17 protein-coding genes and 1 pseudogene are annotated in these 19598 nt (G+C 54.8%); 4 read left to right on the forward strand and 14 right to left on the reverse strand.

What is annotated here, in order from left to right; translation table 11 throughout:
* Positions 1-69: 69 nt before the first annotated feature.
* From BWI76_RS10215 to BWI76_RS10225, 3 genes are read right to left on the reverse strand one after another with little or no spacing between them, the layout of a single operon-like run.
* Positions 70-849 carry a TIM barrel protein gene (locus BWI76_RS10215; RefSeq protein ID WP_049094928.1) on the reverse strand — a complete coding sequence of 260 codons (780 nt, stop codon included), beginning with the start codon at positions 847-849 and terminating at the stop codon, positions 70-72.
* Between the two features lie 10 nt (positions 850-859).
* A complete protein-coding gene (locus tag BWI76_RS10220) occupies positions 860-1867 on the reverse strand; it encodes a Gfo/Idh/MocA family oxidoreductase (protein WP_049094929.1) in 1008 nt (335 codons plus the stop codon).
* Positions 1868-1899: 32 nt separating this feature from the next.
* On the reverse strand, positions 1900-3351 hold the full coding sequence (locus tag BWI76_RS10225; RefSeq protein WP_049094930.1) for a sugar porter family MFS transporter: 1452 nt from the start codon (positions 3349-3351) through the stop codon (positions 1900-1902).
* Between the two features lie 204 nt (positions 3352-3555).
* Here BWI76_RS10225 and BWI76_RS10230 point away from each other — a divergent pair, with 204 nt between their 5' ends.
* Positions 3556-5544: a sigma-54 interaction domain-containing protein gene (locus tag BWI76_RS10230; protein WP_053088433.1), complete on the forward strand. Its 1989-nt coding sequence runs from the start codon at positions 3556-3558 to the stop codon at positions 5542-5544.
* Positions 5545-5612: 68 nt separating this feature from the next.
* Here the strand turns inward: BWI76_RS10230 and BWI76_RS28050 are convergent, their stop codons facing one another.
* From BWI76_RS28050 to BWI76_RS10245, 4 genes and pseudogenes are all read right to left on the reverse strand, one after another.
* A complete protein-coding gene (locus tag BWI76_RS28050) occupies positions 5613-5849 on the reverse strand; it encodes a colicin V family bacteriocin (protein WP_127719242.1) in 237 nt (78 codons plus the stop codon).
* 617 nt (positions 5850-6466) lie between these two features.
* Positions 6467-6848 (reverse strand): annotated as a pseudogene (locus BWI76_RS10235) (integrase core domain-containing protein); the annotation flags it as partial.
* A 145-nt stretch (positions 6849-6993) separates the two neighbouring features.
* Positions 6994-8211 (reverse strand): tyrosine-type recombinase/integrase, encoded by a 1218-nt coding sequence (locus BWI76_RS10240; protein ID WP_004132706.1) that lies wholly within the window; start codon positions 8209-8211, stop codon positions 6994-6996.
* A 317-nt stretch (positions 8212-8528) separates the two neighbouring features.
* Positions 8529-9737, reverse strand: a complete 1209-nt coding sequence (locus tag BWI76_RS10245) for a pyridoxal phosphate-dependent aminotransferase (RefSeq protein WP_064371669.1) — start codon at positions 9735-9737, stop codon at positions 8529-8531.
* A 68-nt stretch (positions 9738-9805) separates the two neighbouring features.
* On the opposite strand from BWI76_RS10245, the gene BWI76_RS10250 reads away from it, so the two are divergent.
* A complete protein-coding gene (locus BWI76_RS10250) occupies positions 9806-10903 on the forward strand; it encodes a glutamine amidotransferase-related protein (RefSeq protein ID WP_004871530.1) in 1098 nt (365 codons plus the stop codon).
* On the opposite strand, the gene BWI76_RS10255 is transcribed toward BWI76_RS10250, so the two are convergent.
* Genes BWI76_RS10255 through BWI76_RS10285 form a run of 7 tightly spaced genes read right to left on the reverse strand, consistent with a single transcriptional unit; the run spans position 10887 to position 17566 of the window.
* Complete coding sequence (locus BWI76_RS10255) at positions 10887-11810, reverse strand: dihydrodipicolinate synthase family protein (RefSeq protein ID WP_004871529.1); 924 nt, start codon at positions 11808-11810, stop codon at positions 10887-10889. The two genes, BWI76_RS10250 and BWI76_RS10255, sit on opposite strands and share 17 nt — an antisense overlap.
* 10 nt (positions 11811-11820) lie before the next feature.
* Positions 11821-12990: a M24 family metallopeptidase gene (locus tag BWI76_RS10260; protein ID WP_004871527.1), complete on the reverse strand. Its 1170-nt coding sequence runs from the start codon at positions 12988-12990 to the stop codon at positions 11821-11823.
* Positions 12977-14077, reverse strand: a complete 1101-nt coding sequence (locus BWI76_RS10265) for a mandelate racemase/muconate lactonizing enzyme family protein (RefSeq protein ID WP_004871524.1) — start codon at positions 14075-14077, stop codon at positions 12977-12979. Before BWI76_RS10265 ends, BWI76_RS10260 begins: the two co-directional genes overlap by 14 nt.
* Entirely contained in the window at positions 14074-15249 is a 1176-nt protein-coding gene (locus BWI76_RS10270; protein ID WP_049086025.1) for a M20 family metallopeptidase, read from the reverse strand. Before BWI76_RS10270 ends, BWI76_RS10265 begins: the two co-directional genes overlap by 4 nt.
* A gap of 13 nt (positions 15250-15262) precedes the next feature.
* A complete protein-coding gene (locus BWI76_RS10275; RefSeq protein WP_004871519.1) occupies positions 15263-16003 on the reverse strand; it encodes an amino acid ABC transporter ATP-binding protein in 741 nt (246 codons plus the stop codon).
* Entirely contained in the window at positions 16000-16725 is a 726-nt protein-coding gene (locus BWI76_RS10280) for an amino acid ABC transporter permease (protein WP_004871517.1), read from the reverse strand. Before BWI76_RS10280 ends, BWI76_RS10275 begins: the two co-directional genes overlap by 4 nt.
* Before the next feature lie 28 nt (positions 16726-16753).
* On the reverse strand, positions 16754-17566 hold the full coding sequence (locus BWI76_RS10285; protein WP_004871515.1) for an ABC transporter substrate-binding protein: 813 nt from the start codon (positions 17564-17566) through the stop codon (positions 16754-16756).
* Positions 17567-17757: 191 nt separating this feature from the next.
* Here BWI76_RS10285 and BWI76_RS10290 point away from each other — a divergent pair, with 191 nt between their 5' ends.
* Positions 17758-18654: a GntR family transcriptional regulator gene (locus BWI76_RS10290; protein WP_049086026.1), complete on the forward strand. Its 897-nt coding sequence runs from the start codon at positions 17758-17760 to the stop codon at positions 18652-18654.
* A gap of 51 nt (positions 18655-18705) precedes the next feature.
* A complete protein-coding gene (locus BWI76_RS10295; RefSeq protein WP_004871510.1) occupies positions 18706-19491 on the forward strand; it encodes an SDR family oxidoreductase in 786 nt (261 codons plus the stop codon).
* Positions 19492-19598: the final 107 nt, after the last annotated feature.

Here is a 19598-nt window from a genome sequence, read left to right on the forward strand (position 1 = left end):
CACAATAAATGCATCGCTTCCTGACCAGCTTAGAAGCGATGCAAAATGAGCCCCTAAGGATGTTAACGCTTATAGCGTGAACGCTTCGCGGAAAGCTTCAAGCGCGATGACAGAATCACCCGATGCCCAACCTTCCATCGCGACCACACCTTGATAGTTAATCCCTTTCAATGCGCGGGCTACAGCCTTATAGTTGATCTCACCGGTACCTGGTTCCTTACGGCCCGGAACATCGGCAACCTGAATTTCACCGATATGTTTCTCGCTTTTGCGGATAAGCTCGACAAGATTGCCTTCACCGATCTGCGCATGATAAATATCCAGGTTCATTTTCAGGTACGGACTGTTCACCGCGCTCACCAGGGCCATGGTTTCCTCTGCTTTAGCGAAAGGTGTTCCCGGATGATCAACGGCGGTGTTCAGGTTTTCCAGAGTGAATACCTTGCCCGCCTTCTCCCCCATAGCCGCAAGGGCATCCAATGTCTTCTTCGCTTTCAGCCACATTGCACCTGTTACAATTTCAACAGGCTTCACCGGCAGACCAACATTGTTCAGCCCGGTGCCGTGCAAGTTGAGAGACGGGCAGCCGAGGCGGCGAGCAGTTTCAAGTGACTGACTGGCGCTGGAAAGCAGGTGATCAATTTCTTCATCATCGGTCAGGTTTCCCGAGATATAGCCCGTCATTGAGGTAAAGCGGGCACCGGTTTTCGCCAGCGCATCAATATCTTTTTGGGTCCAGTCCCAAATCTCCACGCCGAAGCCCATGGCGTGAATGCGTTCAACGCGCTTGATGAATGGCAGATCAAGGAATACCATTTCAGCGCAGACAGACAGTGAGTAAGTAGACATATTTTTATCCTTAGAGCTTAATCGGCTGGGACTGTTGAACAGATGCGATACATGCCAGAGCGACTTCCAGCGCATTACGCGCATCTTCACCGGTCGCTTTTGGCGTGTCGCCTGTCGCAACGCAACGTACGAAGTCGGTCACTTCTGCAACATAGGCATCATGTAGCAGATCGGTATCACGACGCGCGGTGTCAATAGAGATACCGTCAGCGGTGTAACGCACACAGTTATTCACATTGATATTTCCTGCCTGTAGCATGCCTTTACTACCAAAGACCTCACCGCGAACGTCATAGCCGTACACTGCCTGGAAATTAGCTTCAGCCGTGGCGAACGCGCCATTGTCGAAACAAATATTCACGACTGCGGTATCCAGCAGGCCGCGATCTTTAAAATCGGGGCGCACTAATGCATCGGCAACCGCATAAACGCGGGTGGGTTTCGCGCCCGGATTCAGGTGCAGCAGGATGTCAAAATCGTGGATCAGTGTTTCAAGGAAAATAGTCCAGTGCGGGATCGGTGTTGGATCGCCCAAACCAGGGTCACGAGTCGTTGAACGTAACAGTTGCGGTACGCCAATTTTACCTGCTTTGATCTCTTCGTACGCTGCAGAAAAACCGCTCACGAATCGACGGTTGAAGCCTACCTGTAGAGCAACCCCGGCTTTTTTAGCCGCATTAATGGCTTTATCTGCATCTTCCAGAGTGACCGCCATTGGCTTCTCACAAAAAATGGCTTTACCCGCTTTGGCTGCGGCGACGACCAGTTCGGCGTGAGTACGCGCCGGAGATGCGATCACGACGGCATCGATTTCAGGATCGTTCAGCAACTCCTGCGGATCGGTATAAGATTTTTTCGCCCCCAGTCTGGCGGACAGCTCCTCGGCTGCGCCCGGAACAGGATCGGCAACAGCAACCAGCGTTGCGCCCGGTATACGCTGAGCAACGCTCTCACCGTGAAAGGTGCCCATACGACCTGCGCCAATAAGACCAACGCGAACAACGTTTTTTACTGACATAAAATTCTCCTTAGATGTAGGGTATTGATTAATTATTTTTGCGAAACAGATTCTGGCGTGACGAGCATCTGCTGCTCGCGACCAAAACGGCGGGATTTTGAAAGCATTAGCGGTTCAATATTTTCCAGCGAAACACCCTTGGTTTCCGGCAGGAAACGTCCAACAAACCAGAAAGCTATAATGCTGAATCCACTGCATAAAAGCAGGGGGAAAGCCCCATGGAAGTGCTCCATCAATACAGGGTTACGGTTCATCATCGGAAAGCTCTGGGTGACAATAAAGTTCGAAACCCACATAGAGCAAAACGCATAACCCATGGCAACAGCACGCATGCGATTCGGGAAGATCTCGGAAATGAGCAGCCAGGCACCAAGACTCCAGGACATACCGAACACAAAGATAAATCCAACTAAGCCGACAATGGGAAGGTAGCCTTTAACTTCATTCATAAAGGCCCAAGAGGTGAATAACAGGAAAGCGGCACAACCTAATGATCCCCAGCGTAATAATGGGAGCCGTCCGATACGATCGAAGGCGACCAGTGCAATACTCACACCAGCCAATAGCGCGAGGCCGAGGAAAATACTCTGGAACATGGAATCCTGTGTGTTTCCAGTAACGTTTTGCAGAAGTGAAGGTGCAAAGTACATCAGGATATTGATGCCGGAAACCTGCTGTAATACGGCGATAGCACAGCCGATCCACAGGATGTAAGACGATTTTTTATCCCTCAGAATACCGCGCGGTGTTGGTATACTCAGCAAAGCAGAATCGGTAGCGATGGAGGTACGAATTTCAGCATATAAGCGCTCGGCATGTCCTGGGTTAGACAGAGAGGTAAGTACTTTGAGTGACTTTTCTTTCTGGTTGCGCATCGCATACCAGCGCGGCGATTCCGGCATAAAGAAAACCATCACAAGGAACAGCACGCAGGGAATTAGCGCAGATGCCAGCATCCAACGCCAGCCTATAGATACTACCCACTCATGGGCCATGCCTCTGGCAATCAGGTAATTCACGATATAAACCACTAATTGGCCGCCAACCATTAGCATCTGCTGCATGCCCAGCATCCGCCCACGAAGATCTTTTGGGGATACTTCCGCGATATAGAGTGGAGTGACAGCAGATGCCATGCCCACGGCCAGCCCGCCAATCATGCGATAAACAACAAACCAGGTCAGATCGTTGGCTAGTGCTGATCCGATAGCGGAAATTGCGAAAAGGATGGCAGTGATGATCAGGGTTGCTTTACGACCAAAACGATCGGTAAAGCGCCCAACACCCCAGGCTCCCACGATACATCCCAAAATAACGTTAGAAACTGCCCAACCACTTTGTGCTGGTGTGAGCGACAGATGTTCGGTAAGCGGGTCGATGACGCCTGAGATAACGGAGGCATCGTAACCAAGGATGATCCCGCTAACGGATGCGATGGCACATATGAATATGAGGTAAGGCACGTTGCGCTTTCGTGTAGACATTTCATTATTTCTCCACGTTGGTTTTTTTAGTTTTTGTCTTTGTAGGGAAGACATCTTTTAAAAGCAACAGTCGTGCCAAATCACATTTCTATGTTTTATAAGGAAATAAAAAAAGACAATGATCACAAAGTGTTTATAAAAAAGACATATGATCACAACATGTTCATAGAATGAACACTTCCAAAATAAAATAGAATGAAATTTATGAATCATAATTATGGCGGTGTCTGGGATGAAGAATGGGAGCTGATTGCGAGGCTTAACTACGAACACGGTTTTGCCCAATACACTGATGAACTAGGCTTGGCCTGGAAAGCATTTGAGCAGGGGCAAATGCCCAAAGGTTTGCGATCTGCTATTCATGCGTCATGGCTACGTAGCCACACCGATGGTATTGATGCTTATCGCTTCGAGTATCAGTTTTGCGAACAGAGTGAACTGCGCAGAATAATGGCGCATAATTCACTGCTGATCTCCATCGCGCGCGATATCATGCGCAACCTGCTAGCCTATAACCCTGACGGGCATATCAACTTGACAGATGCTAATGGTGTGATCGTGCATTTTTGTGGTCAGGATTTGACGCCAATTGGTAGCATTCTTTGCGAGGCCGTACAGGGGACAAACTGTACCGGACGCTGTCTGAAAGAGAACAAACTCGTCTATTTGCTGAGCGCAGAGAACTATAAAGAAGCGTTACGTTTACGCGGCAAGCACTGTGCAGCAGCGCCGATCAGAGATGAAAACGGTGTGATGCTAGGGGTTCTGACGCTGACGGCTAATCCTGGTTGTTTCCACTATCATACGCTGGGCACGGTTCAGGCCGCCGCGGAGGCAATATCTCAGCAACTGATTCTTCGTCGTTTGGTGAACGAGCAGGAGTCGGTGATGGAATCGCTAAATGAGGGCGTGCTGGTCATCAGCGAGCAAGGTTCTATTCGCCAGCTAAATTGTTATGCCCGCCAGGTGTTGGGTATTCAGGAAGATGTCCGTTTTCGTGATGCTGATGAAGTATTGCGCCCGGACGGATGTTCTCTTAAAGAACTACCGGCCTGCAAAGATCGTTATATCACGCTCTGTCCCGTTGCTGATTCACGTATTTCATGTGTGATCTCTGTTGTCACTACTCCTGAAGGTGGCCGAGTGATCTCGATGCGTGATAACCGACGCGTGCGGGATATGACTCACCGTGTTATTGGCAGCAGTGCCAGTTACAACTTCGATATGATTCTTGGCCAGTCACGTGTGATGCAGGATATGCGTAATAAGGCGCGCAGCGTCGGACGTAGCGATAGTACCGTACTGCTGACCGGTGAAAGCGGAACTGGAAAAGAGCTTTTTGCTCAATCTATTCATAATGGCAGTCATCGTAATGCGGGACCTTTTCTTGCTGTTAACTGCGGTGCAATTCCGCGCGATCTAGTACAGAGTGAATTGTTTGGCTATGAAGATGGGGCGTTTACTGGTTCAAGGCGTGGTGGTGTCGCAGGTAAATTTGAACTGGCTGATGGCGGGACGTTATTTCTTGATGAAATCGGGGATATGCCGCTTGAAGCGCAGGCTAGCCTGCTGAGAGTTTTACAGGAAGGTGAAGTGATGCGCATTGGCGGCAAGCGTCCGTTGAAAGTTAACGTGCGGATTATCGCAGCGACCAACCGGGACCTGAAAAAAGATATTGAACATGGTTCCTTCCGCCGTGACCTCTACTTCCGTCTGAACGTAATCAGTCTGCCAATTCCACCATTGCGGGAGAGAAAAGAAGATATCAAAGAACTGACGGACTGGTTCTGTGAAAAAGTATGCCGGGCGCTTGGTCGAAATCGTGCGTTATTTTCTGATTCCGCTCTGAAAGTGATGGAAAGCTATGACTGGCCGGGCAACGTTAGAGAACTGGAGAACATCGTCGAACGCACTATAAATCTCACTGAGATAGAGGAAATCAGGGACAAAGATCTGCCCGAGGAATTACACCTGCCTACCTATAGTGATTCGGAGATACCTGGCTGGAGCACTAAAAATTACTGTCTGAAAGATAGTGAAAAGACGCTTATAGAACGCTGTCTGGTGGAAAAACAAGGTAATCTGCGTCAGGTTGCTATCGCGCTCAATCTCTCGCGTGGAGCGCTTTACAATAAACTGAAGCGTTACGGTATTGAAGCTAATGAATACCGCAAGCTTGGCTATGATATCTGAACAGAGGTAAGGGTGGTCCAGTGGTACTGTAGCGTACATGCCGCAGTGAACGCCTCCCAAGGGGTACACTATGAGTTGTGTTCGCCTGCTGGATGCTGATTGGCAAGAATACGTTTTAGTTTTTCAACGGCTGTTTGAGGACTGCTTAAAACTTTGCATTTTACTACAGGACCACCAATACCAGATCCGAAAGCACCTCCGGCAATTACAGCTCCTGTCGTGACAACATCGCGGCCAACCTGAACCCAGTTCACATCACCAGCTCCTGAGACTACTGTTAAATCCTGAGAAGTAATTTCAATCATTTTATTACCCTTTTGTTAAAAAAAGGAAATATCAGCATAAGAAAAATTGTCAGTACTGAAACTGCCACTGTCTGAACATATACATTTAATTCAAAATACCTGGTGGCAGCTCCACAGGCTATTCCCGCAGGAAGTAAAACTAAAAATATTTGCCACAGTTTTAGCTCTATCAGCATGGGTTAAATTTCCATAAAAAAATCAGCAAGTAAAAGATACGCATCTGTATCAAAATATTATCCTGAGGGATAAGATGAGACACTAAAGGGAACTCATGTAATGTAGCAACAGATATAGCTGCTAACTCACCTTACATCAGGGGGCATTGCATTCTCTTTTTGATTTTTCATGCAAAAAAGAGAACTCTTTACTTACTAAATAGTTAGGCAATGATATAAATACTTATGGATAAAGTAATTTCAAAGAAGGTATTCCTTTTAAGAAATAAAGGAAGTATTTATCCTAAAGGTAACGTATATTAAAAGTACAGAGCGTGAAAATACCATAATGATCGTTTTTCTTTTGGCAACAATCCATTTAGCACAGGCTCCCTCAACTGTATCTATCTTTTAATGAGAATACAGGTAGCTTATTCTCTTATAAACGAATGATATGCATTCTCATCTTTGAGGGTGGGTCAATTGATCTGCCCCCAGTATTAGATACAACCGTCGGTTAGTAATGTCGGTTTGTTTATCTTCACATTTTCATTTCGCCTCCGTGCTGCAAACTCTGATTGTGTCTGATAATTTAGTGCCGAATGTGGACGATGTTCGTTATAACCCTGCCGCCAGTCATTAATGATTCTCTTGGCGTGACCGATATCGCTGAACCAGTTTTCATTCAGACATTCATCGCGAAATCGTCCGTTAAAGCTCTCAATAAATCCGTTCTGCGTTGGCTTACCTGGCTGGATAAGCCGTAGTTCCACACCATGCTCAAAGGCCCATTGATCCATTGCGCGGCAAGTGAACTCCGGCCCTGGTCAGTTCTTATTGTTGCCGTAATTCATCAATGATGATGGCTTTTACGACAGGCTTCGAGATTTGAAGAAAGATAACAGGAACTTCTTTTTTGTATGGAAGTAATTAGCTGATGCAAAGGGAAGAATGAGGTAAAAAACGCCCCGTAAGGCGCTGAAATAATTTTATGTCACTACTGAAAATACGTAATCAGCCCATGCCTGCATCATAGGGCGACGTTGTTCCAGCAAATCCGTCCTATGGTAAGCGGCCTCAACTTTACTCTGAATAGCATGGGCGAGTGCTCTTTCAGCAAGATCTCGTGAGTAACCATGTTCGCTGCACCAATCACGAAAACTTGAGCGAAAGCCATGTGCAGTGGCTACTCTATCAGGAATATCACTTGAGGCCTCAACGCGACGTAAAAAAGAGGTGAGGGCCATATCGCTAAGAACGGTTTGCTTACGCACGGACGGGAAAACCAGATCTTTATGTCTTCCTTTCATCTTCAGGATTATCTTTATCGCTTGATTTGTCAGGGGCACACGGTGCTGAATGCCACCTTTCATCTTCTCGGGAGGAATTGTCCATATTTGTTGTTTTTCATTAATTTCACACCATCTCATGGCTCTGACCTCTCCTGAGCGGCAGGCGGTTAAAATCACAATTGCTAGCAGAGCCCGACTGACGTCATATGCGTTGTCGGAATGCAAATGGTTAGCGAAAAACAGAGGGATAGCCTTCCATGGCATAGCAGGAAAGTGCCTGGCTCGTGTTGCCAGTTTGTTTTGCTGCGGCAGCAAATGGGCAACCACATCAACGGGATTTATTTTACAGTAACCTTGCGCCAGCCCCCATTCCATCACGGTATAAATCCGCTGTTTAACTCTTTTCGCCGTTGCCGGATGAGAGAGCCAAATAGGAGAGAGAATTTCAGCAATATCAGCAGCATTGATGGTATCTAATGTTTTGACTCCAAGAATGGGAAAAGCGTGAGTTTGTAATGTGGTTATCCACTGTTTTCCATGCTTAATGTTTTTCCATCCCGGAAGCAGAGTAGGGTGAAGTGTTTCTGCGGCTGACTGAAATGTTGGGATAGATGCTTTCCGTTTCTCATTTTGTTGTTGGATACTCTTCTCTTCAAGAGGGTCGATGTTCTTTGCCAACTGCTCACGCATTGCTGAGGCTATTTTTCCTACCTCCGCGATGCTGATTTCTGGATAAGTCCCGAGACTGGCCTGGCGCCGTTTTTGTGTCACAGGGCTAACGTAACGAAAGATCCAATAACCCCGGCCTTTGTTTGCTCTTGTGGGATTAAGTGTAAGCCCAATCACTCCACCGTGAGGCAGGGCTTTGTCGCCGGGCTTGATATGCCGAGCTTTGGTGTCGGTCAGGATTGCCATGTGGGGCCTCATATCATTATCTGCAGGCACAACAAAAGTGTTGTGCCATTTGTTGTGCCATTTATACTGAGATACTACAGGTTTAGGTTGGAATGAATTGGACCAAATTCACAAAAAATATCTATAAATCAATATAGTTATGGTTTGTATTGGATTGCCATGGATTTGAGTATGGCGGACTACGCTTCCGCCAAATACAAACCCCGAGCTATTAAATAGCTCGGGGTTTTTTTGTTTTATACGCTTTCTGTTGCGCCATTATCCTGATTACGCGTTGATGCAGCGCCCGCGTAGGTAAACGCTGCCTCAACCCGTCCCTAACGCAGCTGCGCGCAGGCCCCGGCAATCCGCTGGCAGGCCTGCGCCAGCAGCCCATCTTCTACCGCGTAGGCAATACGTAAATATCCCGGCATTCCGAACGCGGAACCGTGTAACACGGCCACCTGAGTGTGTTCTAGCAGCCAGTTCGCCAGCCCGCTGTCGTCGCGGAGGGTTTCGCCGCCAGGGGTCACCCGCCCAATGAGCTGCTGGCAGTTGGCAAAGACATAGAATGCGCCCTGGGGGATGCCCGCGCTCAGGCCCTCGGTGGCGGCAATCATCCCCAGCACCTGCTGGCGACGTTTATCCAACCTATGCAGCCAGCCGTCGAAGAAATCCGCCGAATGGTTAAGGGCCGCGATCGCCGCCGCCTGTGAAATGCTGCTGGGATTGGACGTGCTTTGCGATTGCAGGATCTGCATGGCGGCAATCAGCCACTGCGGCCCACCCGCATAGCCCAGACGCCAGCCGGTCATGGCGTGGCTTTTGGAGACCCCGTTCACCGTCAGGGTGCGCGAAACCAGCTGCGGCGCGGCCTGAGCAAAAGTGATAAACGGGACATTGTCGTAGCGCAGCGGCTCGTAAATGTCGTCGGCCATCACCAGCACGTGCGGATAGTCCGCCAGCACGTCTGCCAGCGCGCGCAGCTCCGGTTCGCTGTAAATCGCCCCGGTCGGGTTGCCCGGCGAATTGAGGATCAACCAGCGCGTTGACGGGGTGAGGGCAGCGGCCAGTTGTTCCGGCGTCAGCTTCCAGCCGTGTTGTTCATCGCAGGGTACAATCACCGGTTCGCCGTCGGCCAGAGAGACCATATCCGGGTAAGAGACCCAGTAGGGCGCGGGAATAATCACCTGCTGCCCGGCGTCCAGGGTTGCCAGAAAGGCGTTGAAAATAAGCTGTTTGGCGCCGCTCCCGGCGATGATCTCTTCCGGACGGTAGCGCAGCTGATTGTCGCGAGCGAACTTGGCGGCAATGGCCGTCTTGAGCGCTGCGGTGCCGGAAACGGCGGTATACTTAGTCTGGTGATGTACGATAGCTTCAATGCCCGCATAGCTAATATGGGGCGGGGTAGCAAAATCCAGTTCCCCTTCGCCCAGGTTGATAACCTGCTTGCCTGCGGCTTCCAGTACCCGTACCTGGTCAGAAATGGCCGCGGTCGGAGAAGGCCGTACGGATCGCATACGACGGGCGATTTGACTGTTATTCATAAATCCTCTTTTGTATCTCATGATTCAATTAATACAATTAGGCACCCAACATCAGCAGGAAACTCGCCGTGTCACCGATCTTTATTCTCGATAACAGCTCCGCCCCCGCCCGCTACGGTATCACCGCCAGCCTGTGGGCCAATCGTCTTGGGTTGCCTCTCTGGAGCCTTCGCCCCGACTTCGCCGGGGATGTACCCGATAGCCACCAGCACGTCATTCGTGCAGGGTACTGCGTGACCAGCGGCCTCTGGCGCAGCGATACGCTGCGTGAAGAGGTGCGCGATATCGCCCGCCTGCCGTCATCAGACGTCGTCATTGTGCTGTCGTCCTCGCAGGCGCCGCTCATCGCCGACCTGCCGGGCCAGCGGCTTTACAGCGATGACAGCAACCACCGCCTGACGCTCAGCGACGGGCAACACACGCTGTTAGCGCTCACCCCCGACCGCTATGGCCGCTGGGATGCCGGGAGACCGTCGTCCGCCAGGGCGTCCTTGCGCATCGCGCTGATTGGCCGCGAGGCGGACCACCGTCTGGTCTATCCCGCCACGCTCGGCTCACTGGGCGATGCCGCGGCGTCGCTGGGGCTGAACCTGGATGTCCATTTCTTCGCGCCAGTCAGTCTGTCCGCCGAGTTACACGAACTTCACCTCTTCCAGGGCGTGGTGCTGCCAGGCGGTTCCTCAATGGCGGCGGTCAATGGACAAATCCGCGTGGCGGAAGATACGCTTAACCGCGGGCAGCCAACGCTGGGGTTGTGCCTGGGAATGCAGAGCATGATGACTGCTGCCGTGCGCCGGAGTCCGGGTTTCGAATCGGCCATTCCCGCAGAAGTCGCTCCGCATGAGGCTCTGCACAGCTTTGTTCCCTTTGCCGATGGTCGTCATCGCTGCGGTGTATTCCCTTTTTCCTCGGGGCTTATCCCCGGCGATGTCCGCGAAATGCACTACAACCATCGCTACTGCTTCAACACCGACTTATTGCCGGCGCTGTCCCCCGGCGGGGTCAGCGTGAGCGCGCAACGCGACGGTATCGTGGAGGCCGTTTCCCAGCCTGAGCTGCCGTTCTGGCAGGGGGTTCAGGGGCATCCGGAACTGATGTCCCGCCCGGATGCGCCCCATCCGCTGTTCGTCGCGTTTCTACAGGCGGCGCTTAACGCGCCAGCGTAACCCCGCTGCGCTGGTCGCTGGCGAGCGCCTGCATGACGCGGGTTAGCTCTGCCAGCGCCGCGTCGCCGATCGGTTTTAACGGTGCGCGTACGGTGCCGCCGTTAAAGCCGCGCAGCGCCATCGCCGCTTTCACCAGCTGCGGCTGCCCGTATTTGCGCGCCAGGGCTCGATACGCGTACCACAGCTGATGCAAATCGCGGGCAGTGGCGGCATCGCCCCGTTCCACGGCGCGGAACGTATTGACGATCAGCTCCGGCAGCGCGCCGCTGTTGGTCGTGCTGATGCCGTCAAACCCGGCCATCATCGGTCCGAGGAAAGCCAGATCGGAGGCGCAGAACAGGCGCAGACGCCCGCGCAGGCGGTTGGCAATCTGGTCGATGGCGGTGGGGTTGAGATCGCCCTGTTTGATGCCGACCACATTCGGGATCTCTGCCAGCCGTTCCAGCAGCGTCGGGGAGAGGGTAATGCCGATGCCCGGCGCGTTGTACACCAGAATGCCGGTTTTGGATAACGGTGCCATCTCATTGAAGTAGCTGACAATCTGTTCGTCAGTGATTTCGCTAACAAAGGGCGCGGTGACCATCGGCAGGCCGCCCAGCTCGCTTGCCAGAACGGTCAGCTCGCGGGCGTCGCGCGGATCGGAACTGGCGCTGCACAGCATTACCGCCACGCGGTCATCCACGCAGGCCATCACTTCATGAAACAATTCGCGGCGCTCTTCGACGGTCATTACCGGGAACTCGCCGTAGGTGCCGCCAATCAGCAGGCCGTCATAGCCCAGACCAATCACGCGTTCGATGTTTTCACGCAACGCCGGGTAGTCGATCGCGCCGCTGGCGTCGAACGGGGTGACGGTGATGTTGAAAATACCGCGCAGGCGTTCACGACACTCATTGATATCTTTCATCTTTCTTTCCTTACAGCAGTGTTAATGGGCGAGCCAGGGAACCCAGCTGGCGATATCCGGTTTCAGTCACCACCACGGTTTCGCTGACGCCGACGGTGAATTGACCGTAGATACGCAGGGCCGGTGGGATGTGGAAAGTCATTCCTGGCTGCAGCTCGGTGGTGACGCCGCTGTAAAGGCTGAGAATGCCGCCTTCGCCCCAGTCCGGCGCAAAGGCGATGCCGATGGAGTAACCGGTGCGTTTTTTGAAGTTTTCAGTGAAACCGGCGCGGTCGATCACCTTCTGGCAGGCCAGGTGCGGCGCTTCGCAGGTAGCGCCCGGACGAATGGCGTCGAGGGAGGCCTGCAGGGCTTCCTGACAAACTTTTTCCATTTCGATGGCGATAGCGGGCGGGCGGCCCAGCCAGGCGGAGCGCATCATCGCGGCGTGGTAGCGATCGTGGGCGGCAGACATCTCCAGAAAAACCGGGTCGTTATCCTGCATCACCCGACGTCGCCATGTGCCGTGCGGCACGCCGCTTCGCGGGCCGGTTGAGACCAGCGGTTCCATACCGACATACTCGGAACCGGCGGCAATGGCGGCCCCCATCATCGCCGAGACCAGCGCGTTTTCGTCTGCGCCGCTGCGAATCGCCGCCATCCCGGCGCGCATACCCGCATCGACATAGCGGGCCGCGGCGGCGATTTTTTCCACCTCCGCGGCCGACTTCACCGCGCGCAGCGGTTCGATGACGCCAGCCGTATCGGCAATCGCGCCGAGCTTAGACTGCAGGGCTTCATACACGGCAATCGGCAGGAACCAGCCGCGTTTATCCAGTCCTATGCGCTTATTGAGCCAGCCGCGCTGTTGCAGCATAGCCACCAGAAAATCCACCGGGTTATCGCCATCCTGGTAAATAGCGGCATCTGAAATAAAGGTGTTGGCGATAAAGTTAAAGTATTCGAGCTGACGAATCACAAAGACCGGATCCCCTTCTACCGGCAGCAGCAGCGCCTGAAAGGTGTAATATCCCGGCGTTTGCTGACCGGTAAGCCAGAAAATGTTTTCTGGTCCGGTAACAATCATGACGTCCACGCCCGCGCTGCTTAAGCGTTCGCGGGTACGTCGAATGCGTTGCGCATATTCGTCAGCGCTAAAGGCGGACTCACTGCCCTGAATCACATTGTTAACATCTTGCATCGTTAAACTCCTGGAGTAAGTTGGCCTGCGCGGCATTGAACTGCACGCCCAGACCGGGAGAGTCGTTGACGGTGACCCGTCCATTGCGGTATTCCAGCCCGCTGACGGGATCATCCGTTAAGCCATCGGCGCCATACAGTTCGGCAAATGCCGGTTGCACCACCCGGCAAAGCTGGAGCGCGGCGGCGGTGGCGGCATGGCCTTCATTCATCTGACCAATCATGAACGGCACGTCGGCGCGCCGCAGACGGCGGGCGGCGGCAAGCGTCGGAGCGAGGCCGCCCAATTTCACCAGCTTGAGATGCCCCCACAGCGCGCCTTTGGCGGCGATCAGCCGGGTGATGGCTGCGTCGCTATTGAGACTTTCATCGAGCATGATCGGGATGCCGTAGCCGTACAGTTCGGCAAGCTGGCTGTCGTATACCGGGCTTAACGGCTGTTCGATGTAGCTGAGATTCAGCGCTCGCAGAGAGGGGAACGCTGCGTGAGCCTGCGCCAGCGACCACTGGCCGTTCACGTCAATCGCCAGCGAAATCTGCTGGCCAAACCGCTGACGCAGCCTTTGCAGGCGGGCCAGGTCGGTGGCGAAATCCGCTACGCCCGTGCGTAACTTCAGCTCGGTGAAACCGCGATCGACATAGCGTTGCGCCTGCTCCAGCATCCGCGACTCGCTGCTCCAGAACAGGGTTTGATTGGTGCGCCAGGCGGGCAGGCCAGCTTGCGCCCCCAGCCAGGCGGCAACGCTTACCCCCTCCTGACGCGCCAGCAGATCGTGCAATGCCATATCCAGCACCATGCGTGACGGCGGCAGCAGCGTGGGGTCCTCACCATGCAGCGCAGTAAGTAGCGCCGCGGGCTGCCGGCGCCAGTCCCAACGGCTGAGGATTTGAAGCAGGTTGTTCAGCACCTGCTCTTCGCTATAGCCATGCAGGTAGCGAATATTGAGCCGCACTTCGCCAATCCCCGTCACGCCCTGGTCTTCCAGACGCAGCCAGAGGGTGTCGAGCGCCGTCACCGGGCCGGAGGCGGCGGTATGCAGCATCACACCGGCATAATGCAGTTCTCCGCGAAAGAGCTGCGCTTTCATAAACCGGGCTCCGGCGGCAGCATGGCGAGCGCAATATCGAGATAGATATATGCCGCGGCGATAAATTCATCGACGGGGACGAATTCATCGGGCTTGTGCGCCACGGCCAGCGAGCCGGGGCCAATGACCACGCCCTTTGCGCCCAGCGAACGGAAATGCACCAGGTCGCAGCCGCCCTGAAAACCAAACGGGCCGGGCTCGCTCTGTCCGTGACGGCGGCAGGCGGCAAGGCTTTGCTCGACGATGGCTTCGCTGCTGTCGGTTTGCGTCGCACCGCCGGTGGTGGGCTGCCAGGCGATAATTTCGGCTTCCACGCCCGCATGAGCGTGCGCGTGGTCGAGCAGCTGTTGCAGTTCGGCCTTGACGACCGCTTCGTCTTCACCCGGGACCATGCGGCGGTCAAGCAGCAGCTCACAGCTGTCGGGCACCACGTTGTCCGCATGGCCGCCGTGGATGCGGGTCACCGTCAGGCTGGCGTTACCGACCAGATCGTGGCAGCGGCAACGCACCTGCTGGTGGTGGGCCTCTTCAATCAGCCCTAAAAGGCGCGCGGACTGGTAAATCGCGTTAACCCCCAGCTCCGGCGTGCCGGAGTGCGCGGTGACGCCTTTTACCCGCACGCGAGGACGCAAGCTGCCTTTGTGAGCGGAGAAGGTCGCATTCGATGTCGGCTCGCCAATCACCGCGAAATCAATCGCCGGTGGGTTATCACGTACGTAGAATTTCGCCCCTTCGCTGGCGACCTCTTCATCGGCGGTGAACACGCCCATCAGCGTGCCGGACCAGCGCTGACGAGTGGCGGCCAGCAAACGCAGGGCTTCAACCATCGCCACCAGCGGGCCTTTGGCATCGCAGGCGCCGCGCCCGTACAGGCGCCCGCCGCGCTCGGCGAGCGTGAAGGGATCGCTGGTCCAGCCGCTGCCCGCCGGAACGGTGTCGATATGGGTGTTAAAGGCGAAGCACTGCCCCGGTCCATTGTGCAGGACGGCGATAACGTTGGTCCGCCCCGGCGCGTATTCGCTAAAGGAGAGATCGAATCCGGCGGTCAGCAGCCAGCCTTCCAGACATTCGGCGGCTTCACGCTCATGGCCCGGCGGATTCTCCGTATTGATGGCAACCAGCGTCGCTAAGTCCTTTTTCATACGCGCGCTGTCAACCTGATAACTGAACATAGGGACTCCGTGATTAATGTAATATTTGCGTCAGGAAGCGCTGCGCGCGCTCGCTGACGTTGCCGGCGAAGAAATCGCTGGTGCTGGCGCGATCGATAATTTCGCCGTCTTCCATAAAAAGAATTTTGTTAGCGGCCCGGCGGGCGAAGCCCATTTCGTGGGTCACCACCATGCTGGTCATTCCTTCTGCGCTGAGCTCCGCCATCACTTCCAGCACCTCGCGGATCATCTCCGGGTCGAGGGCTGACGTGGGTTCGTCGTAGAGCATGAGCTCGGGCTTCATCGCCAGGGCTCGGGCAATCGCCACGCGCTGCTGCTGGCCGCCGGAGAGCTCGTCCGGAAAGTGGTCCGCGCGTTCGTTGATGCGCACCTTCGCCAACAGGTTGTCCGCCAGCGTACGGGCATCAGTGCGGTTCATCCCCAGCACCGTCATCGGGGCCAGCATGATGTTTTCCGCCGCCGTCAGGTGCGAGAACAGCTCGTAGTTCTGGAACACCATGCCAATACGCTGCCGCAGTTTGTGCACCGGCACTTCGCCCCGGCTGATGTGCTGGCTGGCGAAGAACACGTCGCCGCTGTCGGCAGGGGAGAGCATGTTGACGCAGCGCAGCAGGGTGGATTTCCCCGAGCCCGATGGCCCAATCAGGACCACGGTTTCCCCGCGCTGCACCTCAAGAGAGCAGTTCTTGAGCACGGTCTGGCGGCCAAAAGTCTTATCAATACCGATCATCTCCAGCAGCGGTTTCTCGCTCATGGTTCCTCCCGGGCGGGTTTTGGTAATTTAAACAGGCGGTTCAGCCGCTTCTGGCTTTTGCTGCGGCGCTGTTTGGGATCCAGCACGCTTTCCAGCCACGACTGGAAGACCATAAACAGGCTGGTGAGCAGCAGGTAATAGATGCCTGCGGCGCATAGCGCTTCGAAGTAGCGGAAGCTGGCGCTGGCGGTCTGGTTGGCGACCAGCAGTAGTTCCTGAACGGCGATAACCGAGACCAGCGCGCTCGATTTCAGCATGCTGATCATCTGGTTACCCATCGGCGGCAGAACGATGCGTGCGGCCTGAGGCAGCACGATTTTTCGCATGATCTGCCCGCTGGTCATACCGAGCGCCATGCCGGCGGTGCGCTGGCCGCTTTTTACGGCCTGCAGGCCAGAGCGCAGAATTTCCGCCATGTAGGCGCCTTCATTAAGCGAAAGCGCCAGCACTGCGCAGGTAAATGCGGAGAAGCGTAAGCCGAAGCCTGGCAGCACGTTGTAGACAAAGATTATCTGGAACAGCACCGGCGTCCCGCGAAACAGCCACAGGTAGAAAAAGGCCAGCCCTTTCCCGGCGCGAAACGGCGCTTCCTGCAACAGCGCCAACACCAGGCCCAGCACCACGCCACACAACAGTGAGCAGAGGGTAATCAGTAGCGTCATCCAGGCACCCTGAACAAACTCGGGTGAGAGGAAGTACTGCCACATAAGTTCGATCGACATAGCGTTCTCCGGTTAATGGCGAGACGGGTTAGAAAAGGGCAACGGAGTCAGGGAAGTTCCATTTCTTTATCAGTTGCTTGTAGGTGCCATTTTTGACGAGGCCCTGGAGACCTTTTTCCAGCAGAGCCTGGGTTTCGCTATCGCCTTTACGCACGGCAAACGCGATGTGGGTATCTGCTTCGAACTCATCGCCAACCGCTTCGAACATGCCCGCTTTTTCGGTTAGCAGGGCGACGGTTCCCGGCGTGGAGAGGAATTCGGCATCGGCGCGACCCTGGGAGACGGCAACGGCGGAGTCGGTAGCGGCGGGGAAGGTCATGACGTTAATGGCCGGTTTTTTGGCCTCCAGGCAGCGCTGGTTGTCTGCCCGGGCCTGGCTCTCTTCGATCCCGCCGAGCGTCACGGCGATATTTTTGCCGCAGAGGCTCAGGTCGCGTCCGGTGATTTTTGCCGGATTACCTTTGCTCACCACCACGCGGCTGCCGATCTTGAGGTAAGGCACGAAGTCGACCTGCGCGGCACGGGTCGGGTTGACGTACATGGCGGAGTTAATGATATCGAGACGTTTCCCCTGCAGCGCTGGGATAAGCCCTTTGAACTCCATCGGCATCGGCGCAGGCGTCAGCCGGATCTCTTTGCTTAGCGCGTTAATCAGGTCGATATCGAAGCCGGTGAGCTTGCCCTCTTTCACGAACTCAAAAGGCATAAACGTCGCCGCCGTGCCGTAGGTCAGCTTGCCCGGGGCGATGGTTTCCACCGCAGCATGGCCCACCAGCGGGAGTGCGGTCAGCGCGAACATCAAGGTACGCACGTGGCGAAACAATAAAGAATTGCTGGACATAGTCGTCTCCTGGTTAAGGTCTAAATTGAATTTAATGTGTCAATAAATACAATTATACGTGTGAAAAAAACGTCTCATTCTGGTGCGTATTGCACGTTAATCGTGCAGTCCTTGCTTTGTTTTGCTGCGTTTTGTTGTGCGTGATATTGTATATATCGACCACAACAATGCATTCCAGGGAAGCGTTCTCCATGCAGCCTGACTCCACTGCGAGCAGTCGCCGGATAGCCCGGCAAATACTCGACCTGATATCTGAAGCAAAATTCGATCCAGGTCATCATTTACGCGAGCAACATCTTGCCGATGCGCTGGGGGTTTCGCGTACGCCGGTGCGCGCCGGGTTAAAAGAGTTGACCCGAATGGGGGCGGTTGAAGCGCGTCCAAATCAGGGTTTTTTCCTGCTTAAACGCAGCAATGAGCTGGAGCTGCTGGAGATTGAGCAGTCCAAGAGCAATGACCAGAAGCTTTACGAACAGCTGGTCCATGACCGTATTGCGGGCGTGCTGCCGGAATCGTTTACCCAGACTGAAATCAGTCAGCGCTATGAGGTCGATCGCGGGGTGCTGACCCGTACGTTGGTGAAGCTATCGGAGGACGGCCTGATTGCGCGCAATGCGGGGCACGGCTGGCGCTTTCTGCAAACCCTCAACTCCGATGTCGCCCTGCGCAACAGCTACGGTTTTCGCCTGATGATTGAACCGACGGCGCTGCTGACACCCAACCTGCATGTGGACAGGCAGATGCTTAAACGCCTGCGCGCCCAGCATCTGCGCCTCATCACCCACCCGGACATTACGCAGGTTCCGGCAAAAGAGATTTTCGAAACCGACGCTTTATTTCATGAGTTGCTGGCGGAAGCCAGCGGCAATCTGTTTGTGGTACAGGCTATCCAGCAACAAAACCGGCTGCGCCGTCTGCTGGAATTTGGCAGCTATCACAATAAGCGCCGCGTAAAAGAGTGGTGCGAAGAGCACGTTGCTATCATCGATGCCCTGCGAGAGAACAAGCAGGAACAGGCGGCGGAATTGATGAGAAAACACCTGCAATACGCGTTTGACCAGGTCAATGTTAAAAACGGTCGCGCATAGCTGGCATCGCTCTTGCACATATTGCTTCTGAAAATACAATCAGGAGCATTTATGGATTTGCAGATACAACAACGAGTGGCGCTGGTGTGCGGTGCCGGAAGCGGCCTTGGGCAGGCTATTGCCCTTTCGCTGGCGCAGGAGGGCGTGAGGGTGGCGGTCACCGGCCGCAATGCTGATAAACTGGCGCAAACGGTGGAGCGTATCACCCGGACGGGCGGTACTGCCCGCGCCTGGCCGTTGGATCTGGCCGCCCCGGAACGGTTTGATTCGGTGATTGCCGATATTCGCCAGCAGTGGGGCGATATCGATATTCTGGTCAACAACTCCGGTGGCCCGCGGCCCGCATCGGCGCAGGGGACAGATGGCGCAGTCTGGCAACAGCAGTTTTCAGTGATGGTCGCCTCGTTGATTCAGCTCACCGATAAACTCCTGCCCGCCATGCGCAGCCGCGGCTGGGGACGCATTATTACCACCACGTCATCCGGCGTAATTACCCCCATTCCTGGCCTCGCCCTCTCGAATGCGCTGCGCATGAGCCTGCTCGGCTGGTCGAAAACCCTCGCCAGTGAAGTGGCCGGCGACGGCGTTACGGTGAATGTGATGGTGCCAGGGCGCATCGCCACCGACCGCGTGGGGCAGCTGGACGCACTCAGGGCGCAACGGGAAAACAGCAGTGCGGAAGCGGTCGCCGAAAAGAGTCGTCTGAGCATTCCGGCCGGGCGCTACGGTGAACCGCAGGAGTACGGCGCCGCCGCGGCGTTTCTGGCAAGCCAGCTTGCCAGCTACATTACCGGTGCGGTGATTCGGGTTGATGGCGGATTGATCGGCGCGATTTAGTCAGTGAGAATGCGTCATGTCGGTCGGCTTCGCAGCGGACCGGCATGACGGCTTATCAGTCGCTCCGAATGGTTTATTTTGCAGGCAACGAAGTCCATTTCTGCAAA

The sequence above is a fragment of the Klebsiella sp. M5al genome (assembly GCF_002090195.1).
GTDB classification, from domain to species: domain Bacteria; phylum Pseudomonadota; class Gammaproteobacteria; order Enterobacterales; family Enterobacteriaceae; genus Klebsiella; species Klebsiella grimontii.

Bases quoted from the DNA above. Each gene is read 5' to 3' on its own strand.
- BWI76_RS10215 (WP_049094928.1), bottom strand. From the start codon at position 849: ATGTCTACTTACTCACTGTCTGTCTGCGCTGAAATGGTATTCCTTGAT.
- BWI76_RS10220 (WP_049094929.1), bottom strand. From the start codon at position 1,867: ATGTCAGTAAAAAACGTTGTTCGCGTTGGTCTTATTGGCGCAGGTCGT.
- BWI76_RS10225 (WP_049094930.1), bottom strand. From the start codon at position 3,351: ATGTCTACACGAAAGCGCAACGTGCCTTACCTCATATTCATATGTGCC.
- BWI76_RS10230 (WP_053088433.1), top strand. From the start codon at position 3,556: ATGAATCATAATTATGGCGGTGTCTGGGATGAAGAATGGGAGCTGATT.
- BWI76_RS28050 (WP_127719242.1), bottom strand. From the start codon at position 5,849: ATGATTGAAATTACTTCTCAGGATTTAACAGTAGTCTCAGGAGCTGGT.
- BWI76_RS10240 (WP_004132706.1), bottom strand. From the start codon at position 8,211: ATGGCAATCCTGACCGACACCAAAGCTCGGCATATCAAGCCCGGCGAC.
- BWI76_RS10245 (WP_064371669.1), bottom strand. From the start codon at position 9,737: ATGAATAACAGTCAAATCGCCCGTCGTATGCGATCCGTACGGCCTTCT.
- BWI76_RS10255 (WP_004871529.1), bottom strand. From the start codon at position 11,810: ATGAAAGATATCAATGAGTGTCGTGAACGCCTGCGCGGTATTTTCAAC.
- BWI76_RS10260 (WP_004871527.1), bottom strand. From the start codon at position 12,990: ATGCAAGATGTTAACAATGTGATTCAGGGCAGTGAGTCCGCCTTTAGC.
- BWI76_RS10265 (WP_004871524.1), bottom strand. From the start codon at position 14,077: ATGAAAGCGCAGCTCTTTCGCGGAGAACTGCATTATGCCGGTGTGATG.
- BWI76_RS10270 (WP_049086025.1), bottom strand. From the start codon at position 15,249: ATGTTCAGTTATCAGGTTGACAGCGCGCGTATGAAAAAGGACTTAGCG.
- BWI76_RS10275 (WP_004871519.1), bottom strand. From the start codon at position 16,003: ATGAGCGAGAAACCGCTGCTGGAGATGATCGGTATTGATAAGACTTTT.
- BWI76_RS10280 (WP_004871517.1), bottom strand. From the start codon at position 16,725: ATGTCGATCGAACTTATGTGGCAGTACTTCCTCTCACCCGAGTTTGTT.
- BWI76_RS10285 (WP_004871515.1), bottom strand. From the start codon at position 17,566: ATGTCCAGCAATTCTTTATTGTTTCGCCACGTGCGTACCTTGATGTTC.
- BWI76_RS10290 (WP_049086026.1), top strand. From the start codon at position 17,758: ATGCAGCCTGACTCCACTGCGAGCAGTCGCCGGATAGCCCGGCAAATA.
- BWI76_RS10295 (WP_004871510.1), top strand. From the start codon at position 18,706: ATGGATTTGCAGATACAACAACGAGTGGCGCTGGTGTGCGGTGCCGGA.